Origin of the sequence: Burkholderia sp. S-53 (genome assembly GCF_025560745.1) — a bacterium.
Classification (GTDB): domain Bacteria; phylum Pseudomonadota; class Gammaproteobacteria; order Burkholderiales; family Burkholderiaceae; genus Burkholderia; species Burkholderia pyrrocinia.
In genome coordinates this window covers 2,513,616-2,530,060 of the sequence record NZ_CP090484.1, presented here as the reverse complement: position 1 = coordinate 2,530,060, position 16,445 = coordinate 2,513,616, and the positions used below count along the sequence as shown (strand labels likewise).

Sequence of the window (16,445 nt, the reverse complement as noted above, 5' to 3'; positions counted from 1 at the left end):
GGCGCGCGGGTGCGTTACCGCAGCCGCTCCGCGACCGCGCGCGCCACTGCGCTCAACGCGTCGCCGCGTTCGAGCGCGGCGCGCGGCCGCGACGCGTCGCCGTGCGACTCGAGCGCGCGCGGCGCGAAGTCCGGCGACGACGAGAACTTGACGATCGTCAGCGCAGTCTTCGGATCGACGAGGATCGACTGGCCGAACCGCCCGGCCGCCGCGAACGAGCCGTCGCCGTCGTTCACCTGGTACCAGTAGTCGCGATACGCATAGCCGTCCTTGCCGGGAACGACGTTGCCCTTCGCGAACAGCGCCGCGTTCTGCGCAGCCTGCAGTGCCGCGCGAATCGTCGCGGCAGGCAGCGTGCCCGACTTGCCGCCGAACCCGGTGCGCACGCGTTCCGCGAAGCGCGCGGCATCGCGCAGCGTCGTGTAGAGCCCGCCGCTCGCCATCGCCATCGCGTTGCGATCCACGGCGACGTACGCATCGTCTTCCGCGAAGTCACGCCACAGCCACCGCTCGACCAGTGCGCTCCACGACTGCCCCGTCGCGCGCTGCATCGCCCACGCGACGGCTTCCGGCGAGCCGTTCTGGTAGAACCACGTGCTGCCCGGCGCCACGTCCGGCACGCGCCGCACGGTCTGCAGGAAGTCGACGATGCTGGACGGCGCGCCTTCGCGGTGCGGCACCAGCCCGACGGCGCCGAACAGGCCGAGATCGGGCGGCACGCCCGGCGTATAGGCGGTGGGCACTTCCATGTCCAGGTTCTGCTGCAGCGTCGCACTGCCGAACGGCGTGTCGGCAAGCTCCGGCACCACGCGCGACAGCGGCGCGCCTGAATCGAGCACGCCCGATTCGATCATCTGCGCGGCCAGCAGGCCGGTCACCGATTTCGTCATCGACGCCCACGCGTGCGCCTGGTCGGGCCGGAAGCCGTCGAAATACCGCTCGTAGACGATTCGCCCGCGCTGCAGAACGATGAAGCCGTCGGTATGGGTCGCGCGCAGGTACGCGTCGAGCGCCAGCGTTTCGCCGCCGATCGTCACGGGCAGCGCGTCGAGACCGGGCGCCGGTTGTTCGGGAAGCGGCATCGGCGCGGCCGCGTGCCGGATGCCGGCCGTCGGCGCGAGCAGCCGCGTGTTGCCCAACGCCCAGCGCAGGCGCGCAGGCGTGAACGCGTTCGCCTTGTTGACGGCCTGGTCGGCCGGCGGCGGAAAGCCCTGCATCATGCCCGGCGTGGCGACATCGGCGGCAGCGGGCGCAGCAGTGGCAGCGGTCGCGGCGAGCGCGAGCCCGCCGGCCAGCACGAACGTGCCGGCGAGCCGGCGGGTGCGCCGGGTCGCGGTAAAGCGTCGATGAATTCGCATCGAATCATGCCTCGTAGTGGAAAGAGAACGGGCGACGCGCCCGGAAATCAGGGCTGCTGGCCATCGATGCGCAACAGGTTCGATACCGACGCGACACCGTCGACGCGCCGCGCAGCCGCCGCCGCGAGATTCACCTGGTTCGTATCCGTGACCGAGCCGGCCAGCGTCACGTTGCCGTCGCGCACCCGCACGAGGATGCGCGTCGCGTTCAGGTTCCTGGTACGCGCGAGCGCCGTGCCGACGCGGCGTTGCAGCTTGCGATCGGCTGCCTTGCGTTGCGCCGGCGACAGCCCGGCCGACGCAGGCGCCTGCACGGATTCCTGCATGGGCGCCGATGACGGGGCCGCCGCGCTCGCGGCGTCGGATTGCGCGTGAGCGGCGATGGCGCAGCAAGCAGCCAGCAGCAGCCCCGCGGCAAGTCGAGATGAAGTACGCATGATCGAATCACACTCCGGAAAAAGCCGTTGAAGGAAACCTCAGAACTGCGTCATCAGGCCGATCGACACGCCGGTCGTCGCGCTCGCGCCGCGCCGCAAGTTCAGCGCCGCGATCGTCGCGGGGTCGCGCATGTACGCGCCGGTCATCCCGTTGCGGTCGACCTCGACATACAGTTCCGTGCGCTTCGACAGGAAGTACTCGGCGATCGCATAGGTCGTCAGCTTGTGGCCGTCCGCGTTCCGCACGTTGCCGAGATTGCGCGCGCGGTCGTAGAACGCAGCCGCGCTCAGTTGCACCGACGGCAGCGGCTGCACGACGACGCCGAACGACGGGATGTCATCGCGCCGCGACGGCGCACCGGCCTTGTTCGCCGTCACGTCGAGCGACGCATAGCTCAGGTAGAAGCGCGCGCGGCCAAGCTGCAGCGTGCCGCCCGTCTGGATCGTCCGTGCCGACTGCGAGCCGTCCGGGCTGTATGTCTTCGCGTACGACACACCGCCCATCAGGTCGGCAAACGTATACATCGCGGCAGCCGAGTAGTTCGTGCCCGCGTTCGAGCTGCCCGCGACGCCGCCGGGCGAATAGTTCGCGCCGACACGCAGGCCGCCCACCTGCCCGAGATACTTGATCGTGTTGTTGAAGCGCGAGTCGAGCGTGAACGGGTTGCCGTCGAACAGCACGCCCGGCTCGACCGACAGCGATTGCCCGCGCCCGCCGAGTGGATCGAGCGCGATGCCGAGATCCTCCGCCGCGTTGAACTGGCGGCCGAGCGTCACGCGGCCGAAATCGCCGGTCAGGCCCACATACGCGGCCTGCGAAAACAGCGTGCCCGAGGTCTTGAGCGCGCCGGTGCCGCTGTTGAACGCGCCGTCGAGCACGAACAGCGCCTTCAGCCCGCCGCCGAGATCCTCCTTGCCGCGCATGCCGAACTCGTTGCCGGCGATGATGTTGTTGTTGAAGCCGACCTGGCTGCCGCCCGTCAAGCCGTTCACCCAGCGTACGCCGCCGCCGATCCGGCCGAACAACGTCACGCTCGACTGCGCGTGCGCCGCCCCCGCCAGTGCGCCGATCAGCGCTGCCGCCATTACTTTCTTCATCTGTCTCCTCCGTTTTGATTGAATCGTCTCTTTGCTGCTTCCCCTAAAAATCGATGAGGATTACTTTGTTTTTTACACGGCAGTGGTGCCGCACCTTCCGTTACTAGCCGCGCCAGGCGCGCATCGTCGCTGCCACATCGCGCGGCTGCCGGGCGAGGCGGCGCAGCGAACGCTGCGGATCGAGACACAGCGCGCCGAGCAACCCGCACAACACGAGGACCAGACCGCATACGAAGCTCGCCTGCTCGAAGCCGCGCGCGGTCGACGCACCGGTCGCGTCGATCAGCATCCCCGTCACGATCGGCGCGCCAAGGCCCGCGAGCGACGCGAAGCCATTGCTGAGCGCGAGCACGCCGCCGCGCTGCGCGTCGGGCGTGACTTCGGCGAGCATCGCCGGGCCGATCGAATACATCGTCAGCGTCATGCCGCTGCCGCAGGTCAGCAACGCGAGCTTGATCGCACGCGGCAGGTCCGGCAGCACGAGCGCCGCCAGCATCAGCCCCGCGATCGCGAGCGTCGCCGCAACGAACACGCCACGCCCGTAGCGCGACGGCACGCCGCGCGCGAGCAACGCCTGCGACAGCCACGCGAGCCCGAGGCTCAGCGGCGACGTGACGGCCACGAACAGCGCGAACATCCGCCCGGCCGCATGCGGTTCGAAGCCGAGCCCGAGCTGCAGATAGGCCGGCATCCACGTAAGGCTCATCGCCAGGATCCAGTTCGCCGCGAAATGCCCGAGGAAATTGCCGATCACCGTGCGGTCGGTCAGCAGCAGCCCGTACGGCACGCGTTCATCGCGCGCCATGCCGGCCGCGCCCGCGGCGTGGCCGCCGCGCACGAGCGAACCCTCCTCGCCGCACATCGCCCACACGACGCACCACAGCGCGCCGAGCAGCGCAAGCACCGCGAAGTTCGCGCGCCAGCCCCAGTGCGTCGTCACGACCGGAATGGACAGGCCGGCGATCAGCATGCCGAGCGCGCTGCCCTGATGCAGCAGCGCGACGGGCAGGTTGCGCCGCGCATCCGGAAACCACTTGTAGAGCGCGTGCACGGCGACCGGCGACGCGGGCCCTTCGCCGGCGCCGAGCAGCACACGGCACGCGATCACGACCCAGATCGACCCCGCGACCAGCATCGGCAACTGCAGCACCGACCACGCGGCCGCCATCCCGAACAGCAGCCACTTCGCGGGCCAGCGGTTCGCGGCGATCCCGCCCGCGACGGCCGCGACCGCGAACAACCAGTTGAGGCTGCCGCCGATCAGGCCGAACTGCGTCGGGCTCAGATGCAGCTCGCGCATCATCGGCACCGACACGAGCCCGAGCGCCACCTTGTCGAGAAAATTCACCAGCATCATCAGCGCGAGCATGATCGCGATCGACCATGCCCGCGTCGGACGGTATTGCGCGCCGCCTGTCGTCATTCGTGTCTCCGTGTTGTCTTGTATGGACCGTCGCGAGCGGCCGCTACGCGTCGTGCTCGCCGAGGCGCGGCACGTGCTCGTCGCCGTCCGGCAGCCCCAGCGAAAACTTCACCGGGAAGCGCACGGCGAGCGCCCCATCGATCTCGCGTGCAACGCCACGCGCACGCACGTGCGGATCGGCGAACAGCTCGTCCGGGCCGGGTAGCGGCGACACCGGCAGGTCGAACCCGCGCAGCGCGCGCATCCAGTCGTCCAGCGTGCGGCTCGCGAACATCGACTTCAGCAGTTCGCTGACCTCGCGCTTGTGCCGTTGCCGGCCGATGCGATGTACAAAACGCAGATCGCGTAGCGCGGGGAACGCGTCGCCGAGCGCATCGCCCAGCGTCATCCAGAACTTGTCCTCGAGAATGCCGAGCACAAGATGACGGCCGTCCGCGGTCTCGAACAGGTCGTTGTCGGGCATCACCCACGCTGCGTCGGACGGCGCAGCGCGATGCGCGCGCGACGCCCATGCTGCGGGCGCCGTCCACGCCATCGTCGCGTCGTGGATCGACACGTCGAGGTGCTGCCCGCGGCCGTTCGCGCGCGCGCTCATCACGGCCACCGACAGCGCCAGCGCCGCATGCATCGCGGCTGCGTAGTCGGCGAGCCGCACGCGCGGCCGACCGACCACATCGTCGACCTGCGCCGGGATCGCCCAGAAGCCGGCTTCCGCGAGAAAATTCAGGTCGTGGCCGGGACGCGCCGCATTCGGCCCGTCCTGCCCATAACCCGAAATCGAGCACATCACGATGCGCGGGTTGATGCGCGCAAGCGTGTCGTAGCCGATCCCGAGACGCGCCATCACGCCGGGCCGAAAGCCTTCGACGACGGCATCGGCGCAGCGCACCAGCTCGAGAAAGCGGTCGCGGTCCGCCGGCGCCTTCAGGTCGAGCGCGACCGAGCGCTTGCCGCGGTTGAATTGCGCGAACACGGCGTCGCCGAGCATGCGCGACGCGTCACCGGTGAGCGGCGGCTCGATCTTGACGACGTCGGCGCCGAGCTGCCGGAGCAGCGCGCATGCATGCGGGCCCGGCAGCAACTGGCTCACGTCCAGGATCGTCACGTCGTTCAGGCACGACCACGCCGGTTTCGCGTGCTGCTGTATCGGTTCGTCGTCGCGCGGGGTATCGCTCGTCATCGCTCACGCTCCCGCGCCGGCCGGTTCGAGAATCGCCTTCGCGATCGTGTTGCGCTGGATCTCGCTCGTGCCGGTCAGGATCCGGAACATCCGCAGCTTGCGGAACGTCTGCTCGACCGGATGGCCGCGCGTCACGCCGACGTTGCCGTGAATCTGCACGGCCTTGTCCGCAACCTCGAAGCAGCGCTCCGACACGAACAGCTTGCACGCAGCAGCGGCCATGCGCAGGTCGGCGCCCGCGTCGGCGAGCGCGGCGGTGTGCGCGATCATGCTCTCGCATGCCCACAGCGCGGCGGCCATGTCGGCGAGCATGTGCTGGATCGCCTGGAAGCGCGCGATCGGGCCGCCGAACTGCCGGCGCGTGCGCGCGTAGTCGAGCGACGCACGGTAGGCCGACATCGCGAGGCCGAGCATCGTCGGGCAGTGCAGCAGCCGGTTCACGTTGATCCGCGACATGCCGAGCTTGAAACCGTTGCCGACGCCGCCGAACACGTTCTCGCGCGGCACGCGCACGTTGTCGAAGCGGATGTCGGCGTCGATGTGCTGCCCCGACATCGGCACGTATTCGTGCTCGACGGTGACGCCCGGCAGGTCGAGGTCGACGAGCACCGCCGTGATCTGCGGCGGCGTCGCGGCCGCGTCGGTCACGCACATCACGATCGCGAAATCGGCGAACGGCGCACCGCTGATGTAGTGCTTCGCGCCGTTGATCACGAGCATGTCGCCATCCTCGACCGCGCTCGTGCTGATGCTCATCGCGTCCGAGCCCGAATGCGGTTCGGTCAGCGCGAAGCAGGTCGATTTCTCGCCGCGCATCACCGGCTTGAAATAGCGTTCGAGCTGCGCGGGTGTCGCGTACTTCAGCATGTTGCCGACGCGCGGCGGCCCGCCCAGTTCACCGAGCACGTGCGGCGCGAGCGCCGCGCCCGACGCGGCCAGATCGGCCTTCAGCGCGCAGGTCTCGACGATCGACAGGCCCTTGCCGCCGAGCGCGACGGGCAGGCTCGCGGTGTAGAAGCCGAGTTCGGACGAACGCCGCCACACGCGGCGCAGCACGTCGCGCGGCCACACGGCTTCGGAGTCGAGCCGCAGCTCGCGCTCGATCGGGCGCAGCTCGTCGTCGACGAAGCGCAGCACGGCCGCGCGCAGCGCGACGAATTCGGGGCGGTCCAGATGATCGAACATGAGAGTGTCTCCTTCAGTTGACGCGACGTGCGACGCCGTGCCAGTACTGCTCGCGTACGAGCTTGCGGGCGATCTTGCCGCTGGCGTTCTTCGGCAGCTCCGCGACGAAATCGACGGCGCGCGGCAGCTTGTAGTCGGCGAGCAGCGCGCGGCAATGCGCGACGAGATCGGCGACCTGCGCGTCGCGGCCGGGCTTCAGCACGACGACGGCCTTCACGGCCTCGCCCCACTTTTCATCGGGCACGCCGACCACGCACGCCTCGAGCACGTCCGCGTGGCGGTACAGCGTCGCCTCGACTTCCGTCGGGTACACGTTGAAGCCGCCTGAAATGATCATGTCGTTCTTGCGGTCGACGAGATAGATGAAGCCTTCGTCGTCGGTGCGCGCGAGATCGCCCGTATGCAGCCAGCCGTCGACCAGCACTTCGCGCGTCAGCTCCGGCGCGTTCCAGTAACCCTGGAACACGTCGGCGCCGCGAATCACGATCTCGCCGATCCGGTCGCCCTCGACTTCGCACCCGTTCGCATCGACCACACGCACCTCCGTCTCGCCGAGGGGCCTGCCGCACGACGCGAGTCGCGCATGATCGGACAGCAGCGCGTGCGCGTGATCGGCGATGCCGAGACGCGTGACACCCGACGTCGACTCGCTGGCGCCGTAGCCCTGCGACAGCACCGGGCCGATGCGCGACCATGCCTCCTCGATGCGCGCCGGCGCCATCGGCGCCGCACCGTAGCCCAGCACCTTCAGGCTGCGCAGGTCGGCGTGCACGAGGTCCGGCTCGTTCAGCACCATGTTGATCATCGCCGGCACCATGAACGCGTGCGTGATGCGCAGCCGCGCCACTTCGGCCAGGAAGTGCGCGGGCTCGAACGCGTCGAACAGCACGAGCGTCGCGCCGCAGAACAGGTAAGGCTGCATCAGCATCCCCGACGCGTGCGTGATCGGTCCGATCAGCGCCAGGCGATCGCCGGGCTGCGCGGGACGGTCCATCCCCAGCACGATCTTGCGCAGCGACGCGATCCGGTTGCCATAGCTCTGCATCGCGGCCTTGATGCGCCCCGTCGAGCCGGACGAGAAATGCAGCACCGCGAGATCGTCGGCTGTCGGCGCGTAATCGGGCATCGTGTCGCTGCCCTGCGCGAGCAGCGTTTCGTAATCGAGGTAGCCGTCGGTCACCCCGCCGATCGACACGAACCGTTCGACCGACGCGAAGCCCGGCGAGTCCGGCGTGTAATGCGTATAGCCGCGCCCGCCGATAAACGCGACGGGCGTGCAATTGCCGACCACGTCGGCCGCCTCGGCCGCGGTGAAGCGCGGATTCAGCGCGGCCTTCACGAGGCCGGCCTTGTACAGCGCGCACTCGATCTCGACGAGCTCGATGGCGTTGCGCGCCTGCACGGCGATCCGCGCGCCGGGCGCGAAGCCCAGCCCGCGCAGCGCGTTCGCGAGGCGCGTCGAACGCTCGTCGAGCTGACGGTAGGTGACGGCGCGGTCGCGATGCAGCACGGCGGGCTGGTCGCCCCAGTAACGGGCCGCGCGCCGCAGGAAGTAGGCAAAGCTCAAGCGAATTCTCCTGGTCGAACGATGCCCCCAGTCTGTAAGATGCACGGGCATCACCACAATGCATCACCGGCTATAAAGTCATAACCAGTGGGAATCCCCTGATGGATACGCGCGATCTGGAATACCTGCTGGCCGTCGAACGGCACGGCAGCATCGGCAAGGCCGCCGACGCGTTGGGCCTGTCGCAGCCGGCGCTGACCAAGGCCATGCAGCGGCTGGAGACCCAGGTCGGCGTGACGCTGTTCGAACGAACCGCGAGCGGCATGACGCCGACGCCGGCCGGCGCGCGGTTCGTCGCGCGCGCGCAGCGGATCGCGCTCGAATTCGACGATGCGATGCAGGAGATGCGCGCGATCCGCGGCGGCGAGCAGGGTGTCGTGCGGATCGGCTACTCGCCGACCGTGCCGGACGCGCACGTGCTGGGCGCGTGCCGGCAACTGATCAGCGAACGGCCGGCCGCGAAACTGCGTCTGCGCTGCCGGCTCGCGCGCGAGCTGCTCGACCTGCTCGCGGCCGGCGAGCTCGATCTTGTCGTGGCGCCCGCACCGCCGCAGCCGGACGCGACGCTCGTGCGCGTCGAGCTGTTCCGCGACCGCCTGTCGGTGCTCGCCGACGCAGCGCATCCGCTGCAGCGCAAGCGCGGCCTCACGCTCGCCGATCTCGCCGACCAGGAATGGCTGCTGCCCGAAACGACGCTGCCCGTGCGGCGCCAGATCGACGACGCGTTCCGTGCGCGCGGCCTGGCGGGCCCGCGCCTGCGCGTCGAAACGGATTTCGGCAGCACGTCGCTGCTGCACCTGCTGCGCGGCACGCCGCTGCTGTGCGTCGGCGGGACCGAGGCGCTCGATCAGCTCGACGGGCTGCGCGCGCTCGACCTGCTGCCCGGCGAACTCGACCTGGGGCGGCACATCGCCGCGATGCATCGGGCGGGCGCGTACTTGCCGCCGCTGGTGCAACGAATCGTCGCGCTGCTGGAGGCGCGCGTGAAATAACTGCGCGCCTTCGCTGCGACCATCATTTGCGGGAGTGATGACACTCCCCTTTTTCTGCGGATTTGACCGGGAAGGCGGTGCCGACAACACTAGCCCGCAGTGCTGCACAGACGGCACGCGCCCGCCTCCCCCTTCAGAGTCCGCCATGTACCCGACCGACACCGTGCAGTCCCCGAGCGCCGCCCGGCCGCTCGCCGACCGGCAGCTTCGCCGGATCGTCATCGCCTCCGTCGCCGGCAACGCGATGGAGTGGTACGACTTTTTCGTCTACGGCACCGCCGCGGCGCTCGTGTTCGGCCATGTGTTCTTCCCGCCCGGCGCATCGCCGCTCGCGGGCAGCCTCGCCGCGTTCGCGGCGTTCGCACTCGGCTTCGTCGCGCGGCCGCTCGGCGGGATCGTGTTCGGCCACATCGGCGATCGCTACGGGCGCAAGGCTTCGCTCGTCTGGACGCTGCTGATCATGGGCGCGTCGACCTTCGCGATCGGCCTGCTGCCGACCTACGCGCAGGTCGGCCTGTGGGCGCCGGCGGCGCTCGTCGTGCTGCGCCTGCTGCAAGGCATCGCGTCCGGCGGCGAATGGGGCGGCGGCGTGCTGATGATCAGCGAGAACGCGCCGCCCGAGCAGCGCGGCTATTACGCGGCGTGGAGCCAGCTCGGCGTGGGCGGCGGCTTCGTGCTGTCGTCGGCCGCGTTTCTTGCCGCGCAGGCGCTGCCGGACGACGCGTTCCGCACCTGGGGCTGGCGGCTGCCGTTCCTCGCGAGCATCGCCATCTTCGCGATCGGCATCTATATCCGCCGCCATCTGCCGGAAAGCCGCGATTTCGAGCAGGCCGGCAAGCGCGGCGCGCACACGCATCTGCCGATCGTCGAGTGCCTGCGCCGCCACCCGAAGGAAATCCTGCTCGCGATGGGGCTACGCGTGGCCGAGAACGGCGGTGCGTACATCTTCCTCGCGTTCTCGCTCGTCTACGGCAAGTACGTCGGCATCCCGAACGGCGTGATGCTGACCGGCGTGATGATCGCGATGATCGTCGAGATGGGCGCGATGCTCGCGTGGGGCCGGCTGTCCGACCGGATCGGCCGCAAGCCCGTGTACCTGATCGGTGCGTTGAGCCTCGTCGCGTGCGCGTTTCCGTTCTTCTGGCTGCTCGACACCCGCGCGACGCCGCTCGTGTGGCTCGCGCTGACCGTCGGCACGGCCGTCAGCCACGGCGCGATGATCGGCACGCTGCCCGCGCTCGTCGGCGAGCTTTTCAGCACCGAGGTGCGCTACTCGGGCGTCGCGCTCGGGCACGAAGTCGCATCGATCTTCGCGGGCGGGATGTCGCCGTTGATCGCGACCGCACTGCTTGCGCGCTATCACGCGTCGTGGCCGGTGTCGCTGTTCCTCGTCGCGCTCGGCCTCGTCACCGTCGCGACGCTGTGCGTGATGCGCGAAACGCGGATCGTGGGGGCCGCTCCCGCTGCCCCCGCCAGCGACACGGCGTGACCACGATGCTTCGTTCCGCGCAAGCGGACCGATCCGCACCGGCGGGCGGCAAACCCGACGGCGGCCGTCATGCCCGTTCCCGGCGCGTGCCACCGCTCGCGCCCGCCGCCCCGACGTGCCGCCTAGTTGCCGCCCTCCCGCCGTGCACCGTCGAACGTCGGCGCGAGCCCGAGGTGGTCGAGCAGCCGGGCGAATTCGCCGAGCCGCTGCCGCATGTATGCGGGCACGTCGACCTCGGCATAGTCGTGGAAGCCGGCGCCCGTGCGCACGCCGTCGCGCCCGGCTTCCATGTTGCGCACGACGCTCGCGGCCGGCGCGAAGCGCGGACCGATCTCGCCGGCCAGGTACATCGACGCGTAGTACAGGATGTCGCAGCCGCCCCAGTCGATGAATTCGAGCAGCCCGAGCACCGCGAAGCGCGGGCCAAAGCCGGTGCGGATCGCCGTGTCGATGTCCTGCGCGCTCGCGACGCCTTCCTCTACCATCCGCGCGGCCTCGTTCATCGCGAGCGCCTGGATGCGCGGCACGATATAGCCGGGCGCCGGCCCGCAGATCACCGGCTTCTTGCCGACGCGCACGAGCAGCGCGGCGAGCCGGTCGACGACGGAGGGATCCGTCGCGTCGCTGCGGCTGATCTCGACGAGCGGCATCAGCAGCGCGGGGTTCAGCCAGTGCGCGTTCAGCATCCGTGCAGGATGCGCGACATGGCGCTGCAACTCGGTGACGACGAACGTCGACGTCGTCGACGCAATCGTTGCGTGCGCATCGACATGCTCGCCGAGCCAGCGCAGCGCGTCGGCCTTCGCGTCGCGCACTTCGGGCAGCGCCTCGAACACGATATCCGTGCGACGCACCGCATCTGCCGCATCGTCCCGCGCGACGAGCGTGATTCGTGCGGCGACCGCATCGGCCTGCGCGGCATCGATTCGGCCGAGCGCGACCTGTGCGTGCAGCGGCCGTTCGATCTCTTCGTGCGTGCGAGCCTCGAATGCGCGCCATCCGGCCGCGTCGCGCGGCTTGAAGTCGACCAGCGTCACGTCGAGGCCCGCGAACGCGAACACGAGCGCGATCCCCTGGCCCATGCGTCCCGCGCCGAGCACATGCACGCGCGTCACATCGGCAGCCGCGCTCATGCCGCGTACCCCGCGTCGAGCAGCGCACGCAGCGCGTCGTTCGACAACGCCGCGAGCCCGAGCCGCTCCAGCGTGCGGCCTTCCGCATACAGGTCGCGCACCGCGACCGCGCTCGCGATGCTCAGCAGCCCCTGCGCGACGGGCGTCGACACGCCGGCCCGGCGCCCGCACGACACGATGAAGGACAGCCCGAGCCGGGTGTCCTCGAGCATGTAGCGATGCGTGCGCAGATCGATCTTCTCGCGCCAGTCGCCGCTATCGGTCAGCTTGCCGTGTGCGCCGCGCCCGTACATCCATTCGTCGCCTTCGGCCGCGTAATGATCCGCGAGCGGGAAATGCGGCGCGCGATAACCGAGCGCTTCGCGCACCGCAATGCGCTCGGCGTCGAGCGCGTTCGTCACGCGGCGGATCGCCGGTTGCGTGCCTTCGTTGTGGATGTCCCATGCGTCGAAGTGTTCGAGCGGCCCGGCGTTCATCAGGATCAACGGCGGATGGATCACGGGGCCCGCGTTCATCAGCGCGCCGGACAACGCGTCCTCGACCGGCTCGACCGACGGATAACCCGCGCGCAGCACGTCGAACGCCCAGCCGGCCGCGTTCGCCGGAAACACGCCGGTCGGCAGGCGCGTCGCATACGCGCTGATCACAACTTCGTTGTCGCCATGCTTGCGCACCAGGTACGGCAGCGTGCCCGTCTCGGCGAACGCGACACGCGAACGATTGCCGGCGTCGGCCGCCGCACGCGCGAACACGACGCTGCCGAACGTGCCGGGCGGCAGGAACACGACGTGGCCCTCCTCCAGCAGCGGCGCGACCTGCGCGGCGAGTGCGTCGTGCGACGTGGCCGGCAGCGGCACCACGACGAGCCGCGCGCCGCGCAGCGCCGCAGCGAGATCATCGGTAAGGCGGATCGCGCCCGGCGCATCGCCGAGCGGCACTCGCCGCTTGCCGCGATAGTCGGTCACGTTCAGCACGCCGAGTTCGCGAAGCCGCACGTGCGGTTCGCGATCGCGCCGCCACCACGTCACGTCGTGCCCCTTCTCGAGCAGGTCGATCGCCGCCGCATGGCAGCCGTGGCCGCCGCCCAGTACACATACCTTCATCGTCGTCTCCGGTTGATCGAGTGTTTCCGAGACTACGCGGCCGCCCGCGCCGCGTCGCTTCAAAACGCGCAACGACGCGCCCGTTCGCGCAACGCAATCGCGGCGCGGTGCTGCGCATGAAGCCGCGCCAACGCATCCGACACGAGGTCCATGAATGGACATTGCCCTTTCCCGCCATGCGCCAAACCGGCTCGGCACGCTGCGCGCGCCCGACGAGGTCGAACGCGCGGTCGCGCACCGGCTCGGGCCGCACCGGATGGCCACGCACGGCCGCGATCCGTTTCGCGCGGAGCTGTACGAGGTGCCGCTGCATCACGGCGCGCTGCTCGAACTCTGCTATGGCCGCGAAACGCGCATCGACTTCGGCGGCGACGCCGATCACTTCCTGTTCAGGCTGACGCTCGCCGGTGCATGCGAGCTGCAGGCCGGCAGCGTCGTCGCGCGCGCCGGCCCCGGCGAACTGACCGTATCGTCGCCCGCGCTCGCGAGCCGATTGAGCACGAGCCCCGATTGCCGCAACCTCGTGCTGCGGCTCGAACGCAGCGCGCTCGAACGCAAGCTGCAGGACATGCTGCACGCGACGCTCACGCGGCCGCTGCAGTTCGAACTCGCGGCCGGCGGCACCGGCGCGGGCGCCGCACTCGTGCTGCCGACCTTCGAATACCTGTGCCGGCTCGGCGCGCAACCGGCGATCGGCGCGAGCACGTTCGGCGCCGACCTCACTGCGTGGTTGATGTCGCTGCTGCTCACTCACCTGCCGCATTCGTACAGCGACGCACTGGCGCGCGGCACGCCGCCGCTACCGGCGCACGTGCGCCGCGCGTGCGACCACGTCGACGCGCATCTCGGCGAACCGCTCGCGCTCGCCGCGCTGGCGACCGTCGCCGGCGTCGCGCCGCGCACGCTGCAGCACGCGTTCCGCGCGTTCCTGCACACCACGCCGGCCGCATACGTGCGCGAGCGCCGGCTTGCCGCCGTGCACGCGGCGCTGCAACGCGGCGACGCGCGCAGCGTGACCGACGTGCTGATCGCGCACGGCATCCATGGCTTCGGCCATTTCGCGAAGGCGTATGCGCGGCGTTACGGTCATGCGCCTTCCGTCACCGCGAGGAAACCACGATGACGTATCCCGCAACCGGCCGCCCCGCGGCCCCGGCCCGCGCCGACCCCGTGCCGCACGACAGCGACGCACCCGACGGCCTGCGCGTGCAGGATCTCGATCTCAACCTGCTGAAGACGTTTCGCGCGGTCTACGAGGAGCGGCACGTCGGCCGCGCGGCGCTGCGGCTCGGCGTCACGCAGCCGTCCGTCAGCTACGCGCTCGGCCGGCTGCGGCTGATGTTCCGCGACGCGCTGTTCGTGCGCACCGGCACCGGCGTCGAGCCGACGCCGCGCGCGCAACGGCTCGCGCTATCGGTCGACAAGGCGCTCGCGATCCTGCAGGACGTGCTCGACGAAGGCTCGCGCTTCACGCCCGACAGCACGCAGCGCGTGTTCCGCCTGCACATGAGCGATTTCGCGGCGAGCGCGTTCCTGCCGACGCTGCTCGCCGCATTCGACCGCCGCGCGCCGGGGGCCGTGATCGAGACGCTGCACGTCGACGAATGCCAGTTGAACGTTGCGCTCGAGTCGGGCCGCATCGATTTCGCGCTCGGGCATTTCGCCGACGCGTCGAGCCACTTCCAGCGCACCGCGCTGCTGCACGAGCGCTGCGTGCTGCTGATGCCGCGCCGCACCGCGCAGCGCGTCGTTTTGCCCGACGACTTCGTGCTCGACGGCACGGCACCCGACGCGCTGCGCTTCGTCGCGGTCACATCGCATCCGCAATCGATGCAATTGCTCGAACGGCATGGGCTGATGCCGCGCGTGCGCGCGGCGCTGCCCGATTTCATGGTGGTGCCCGCGCTGCTCCAGGACGGCGATTACGCGCTGATCCTGCCCGAGACGATCGCGATCACGTTCGCGGCACGGCAGCCGTGCGTGCTGTACGAAATCGCCGGCGCCGGCGAATGGGCCGTCAACGCGTACTGGCACCGGCGCTTCGATGCGGACCCCGGGCATCGCTGGCTGCGCGCGTTGCTGCTCGAACTGTTCAATATCGGCCAGCAGGCCCCGTTCGACGCATGGCTCGCACCGCAGCCGCCGGCCTGCGCATGACGATGCACGCCGGCGCGGGCGGGCCGGCGTGGCCGCGACGATCAGAACGACGTGAGGATACCCGCGACGATCGAGCTGGCGGTCGCGCCCGGCTTCGCGACCGCGACGCCGCCGCCCGCCGCGCCGTTGACGACGAAGCGCGCATGCGCACCGTTGCGCACCATCGCGGCGCCCGTGTACAGCACCGTGCGCTTCGACAGCGGATAGTCGAAGCGGATGCCGTACGAATCGGCATTGCCGTCGCTGTCCGCGACCTTCCGGTAATGACCGACGCTCAGCAGCAGCGACGCGCGCCCGATCGGCACCGTCGCGCTCAGTTCCATGATGTCGCTGTGCGGATACGCGCTCTGGCTGTCGATCGCGGTCGCGACGTCGGGCCCGCCGCGATGCCGCACATACAGCGCAGCGACCTTCACGACGTTGAAGTCGTACGAAATCGCGCCGACCGTGTAGTTGCCGTTTGCGGCCGGGCTCGTACCGCCGAGCGTCGACGCGGCAACCGGGCTGAACTTCTGCTGCATGTAGTCGACGTCGACCGACAGCCCGCCGTGCACGTAGTTGACGCCCGCGCCGTACGTATCGCCGAGCGTCGCCGGCTGCCCGGCCGCGCCGTTCGTGCCGCGCGCGGCCATCGCGCGCAGCATGAAGCCCGCGTAGCGCGGCGACGTGTAGCGCATCGAGTTGCGCACGCGCAGGAACGCGGGCCCGACGAAGTTGTTTGTCGCGTTGCCCCATGCGAGCCCCGCACCGAGGCCGGGCAGGCTGTACGTGACGAGCGTCGTGTGCACGATCGTGTAGAGCTCGCCGAACTGCACGCCGCCGAACGGCCCCGTGATGCCGACCCACGCTTCGCGGCCGAACAGCGCGCTGCTGTTCGACAGCGCACCGCTCGCCGCGTTGAAGCCGTCCTCGAGCTTGAAGATCGTCGCGTAGCCGCCGCCGAGGTCCTCGACGCCCTTCAGCCCCCACTGCGTCGCGAACAGGTTGCCGCTGCCCATGCGCGTCACGTGGTTCGGCCCGGCGTTCGCGTATTCGATCGCGGTATCGACGCGGCCGTAGAGCGTCACGCTCGATTGCGCGAACGCAGGCAGCGTCATGCACGCGAGCAGCGCGGCAAGCGGTACGGCAAGCCGGTCGGCCCGCCCGTTCGGATGGTTCATTTTCGTCGTCCCGTAGAAATGCCGGCGCCTGTCGGCATCGCGCCGCGTGATGTAAAGCGCGTTCGCCGCGAAGGGCCAACGCTGCCGATCAAAAACGGGCCGAGTCTAGGAACGACAATTTCGGACGTCGACGCAATGCGATCTATATCGCTTATAGATGCGC

General features: G+C 69.8%; 14 protein-coding genes. 4 read left to right on the top strand and 10 right to left on the bottom strand.

The genetic code is table 11. The features are described 5' to 3' along the window. Positions 1-14: 14 nt before the first annotated feature. The 7 genes from LXM88_RS33500 to LXM88_RS33470 all read right to left on the bottom strand — a co-directional run bounded on the left by LXM88_RS33500 (position 15) and on the right by LXM88_RS33470 (position 8,248). Positions 15-1,358: a serine hydrolase domain-containing protein gene (locus LXM88_RS33500; RefSeq protein ID WP_262543757.1), complete on the bottom strand. Its 1,344-nt coding sequence runs from the start codon at positions 1,356-1,358 to the stop codon at positions 15-17. Positions 1,359-1,405: 47 nt separating this feature from the next. After that, positions 1,406-1,795, bottom strand: a complete 390-nt coding sequence (locus LXM88_RS33495) for a BON domain-containing protein (RefSeq protein ID WP_262543755.1) — start codon at positions 1,793-1,795, stop codon at positions 1,406-1,408. Between the two features lie 39 nt (positions 1,796-1,834). Beyond that, positions 1,835-2,893 carry a porin gene (locus tag LXM88_RS33490; protein WP_262543754.1) on the bottom strand — a complete coding sequence of 353 codons (1,059 nt, stop codon included), beginning with the start codon at positions 2,891-2,893 and terminating at the stop codon, positions 1,835-1,837. A 103-nt stretch (positions 2,894-2,996) separates the two neighbouring features. Further along, positions 2,997-4,316, bottom strand: a complete 1,320-nt coding sequence (locus LXM88_RS33485; RefSeq protein WP_262543752.1) for an MFS transporter — start codon at positions 4,314-4,316, stop codon at positions 2,997-2,999. Positions 4,317-4,359: 43 nt separating this feature from the next. Then, entirely contained in the window at positions 4,360-5,496 is a 1,137-nt protein-coding gene (locus LXM88_RS33480; RefSeq protein WP_262543751.1) for a CaiB/BaiF CoA transferase family protein, read from the bottom strand. 3 nt (positions 5,497-5,499) lie between these two features. Further along, positions 5,500-6,681 (bottom strand): acyl-CoA dehydrogenase family protein, encoded by a 1,182-nt coding sequence (locus LXM88_RS33475; protein WP_262543750.1) that lies wholly within the window; start codon positions 6,679-6,681, stop codon positions 5,500-5,502. A 13-nt stretch (positions 6,682-6,694) separates the two neighbouring features. Continuing rightward, on the bottom strand, positions 6,695-8,248 hold the full coding sequence (locus LXM88_RS33470; protein WP_262543749.1) for an AMP-binding protein: 1,554 nt from the start codon (positions 8,246-8,248) through the stop codon (positions 6,695-6,697). Positions 8,249-8,349: 101 nt separating this feature from the next. On the opposite strand from LXM88_RS33470, the gene LXM88_RS33465 reads away from it, so the two are divergent. Next, the gene (locus LXM88_RS33465; RefSeq protein ID WP_262543748.1) at positions 8,350-9,240 is read left to right on the top strand and encodes a LysR family transcriptional regulator; all 891 of its coding nucleotides are present in this window, start codon (positions 8,350-8,352) and stop codon (positions 9,238-9,240) included. Between the two features lie 145 nt (positions 9,241-9,385). Next, entirely contained in the window at positions 9,386-10,729 is a 1,344-nt protein-coding gene (locus tag LXM88_RS33460; RefSeq protein ID WP_262543747.1) for an MFS transporter, read from the top strand. 122 nt (positions 10,730-10,851) lie between these two features. Here LXM88_RS33460 and LXM88_RS33455 read toward each other — a convergent pair whose 3' ends face one another. Both LXM88_RS33455 and LXM88_RS33450 read right to left on the bottom strand, forming a co-directional pair. Next, the gene (locus tag LXM88_RS33455; RefSeq protein WP_262543746.1) at positions 10,852-11,862 is read right to left on the bottom strand and encodes a 3-hydroxybutyryl-CoA dehydrogenase; all 1,011 of its coding nucleotides are present in this window, start codon (positions 11,860-11,862) and stop codon (positions 10,852-10,854) included. Next, positions 11,859-12,965, bottom strand: a complete 1,107-nt coding sequence (locus LXM88_RS33450) for an NAD/NADP-dependent octopine/nopaline dehydrogenase family protein (RefSeq protein WP_262543745.1) — start codon at positions 12,963-12,965, stop codon at positions 11,859-11,861. Before LXM88_RS33450 ends, LXM88_RS33455 begins: the two co-directional genes overlap by 4 nt. Positions 12,966-13,119: 154 nt before the next feature. Between LXM88_RS33450 and LXM88_RS33445 the strand changes: the two genes are divergently transcribed. Both LXM88_RS33445 and LXM88_RS33440 read left to right on the top strand, forming a co-directional pair. After that, positions 13,120-14,088, top strand: coding sequence for an AraC family transcriptional regulator (locus LXM88_RS33445; protein ID WP_262543744.1), 969 nt, complete (start codon positions 13,120-13,122; stop codon positions 14,086-14,088). Continuing rightward, positions 14,085-15,122, top strand: coding sequence for a LysR family transcriptional regulator (locus tag LXM88_RS33440; protein WP_262543743.1), 1,038 nt, complete (start codon positions 14,085-14,087; stop codon positions 15,120-15,122). Before LXM88_RS33445 ends, LXM88_RS33440 begins: the two co-directional genes overlap by 4 nt. A gap of 41 nt (positions 15,123-15,163) precedes the next feature. On the opposite strand, the gene LXM88_RS33435 is transcribed toward LXM88_RS33440, so the two are convergent. Next, the gene (locus LXM88_RS33435) at positions 15,164-16,282 is read right to left on the bottom strand and encodes a porin (protein WP_262543742.1); all 1,119 of its coding nucleotides are present in this window, start codon (positions 16,280-16,282) and stop codon (positions 15,164-15,166) included. Positions 16,283-16,445: the final 163 nt, after the last annotated feature.

Excerpts from the sequence above, each read along its gene's own strand:
- LXM88_RS33480 (WP_262543751.1), bottom strand. The coding sequence starts at position 5,496 with ATGACGAGCGATACCCCGCGCGACGACGAACCGATACAGCAGCACGCG.
- LXM88_RS33500 (WP_262543757.1), bottom strand. The coding sequence starts at position 1,358 with ATGCGAATTCATCGACGCTTTACCGCGACCCGGCGCACCCGCCGGCTC.
- LXM88_RS33495 (WP_262543755.1), bottom strand. The coding sequence starts at position 1,795 with ATGCGTACTTCATCTCGACTTGCCGCGGGGCTGCTGCTGGCTGCTTGC.
- LXM88_RS33445 (WP_262543744.1), top strand. The coding sequence starts at position 13,120 with ATGGACATTGCCCTTTCCCGCCATGCGCCAAACCGGCTCGGCACGCTG.
- LXM88_RS33435 (WP_262543742.1), bottom strand. The coding sequence starts at position 16,282 with ATGAACCATCCGAACGGGCGGGCCGACCGGCTTGCCGTACCGCTTGCC.
- LXM88_RS33455 (WP_262543746.1), bottom strand. The coding sequence starts at position 11,862 with ATGAGCGCGGCTGCCGATGTGACGCGCGTGCATGTGCTCGGCGCGGGA.
- LXM88_RS33475 (WP_262543750.1), bottom strand. The coding sequence starts at position 6,681 with ATGTTCGATCATCTGGACCGCCCCGAATTCGTCGCGCTGCGCGCGGCC.
- LXM88_RS33460 (WP_262543747.1), top strand. The coding sequence starts at position 9,386 with ATGTACCCGACCGACACCGTGCAGTCCCCGAGCGCCGCCCGGCCGCTC.
- LXM88_RS33485 (WP_262543752.1), bottom strand. The coding sequence starts at position 4,316 with ATGACGACAGGCGGCGCGCAATACCGTCCGACGCGGGCATGGTCGATC.
- LXM88_RS33490 (WP_262543754.1), bottom strand. The coding sequence starts at position 2,893 with ATGAAGAAAGTAATGGCGGCAGCGCTGATCGGCGCACTGGCGGGGGCG.
- LXM88_RS33450 (WP_262543745.1), bottom strand. The coding sequence starts at position 12,965 with ATGAAGGTATGTGTACTGGGCGGCGGCCACGGCTGCCATGCGGCGGCG.
- LXM88_RS33440 (WP_262543743.1), top strand. The coding sequence starts at position 14,085 with ATGACGTATCCCGCAACCGGCCGCCCCGCGGCCCCGGCCCGCGCCGAC.
- LXM88_RS33465 (WP_262543748.1), top strand. The coding sequence starts at position 8,350 with ATGGATACGCGCGATCTGGAATACCTGCTGGCCGTCGAACGGCACGGC.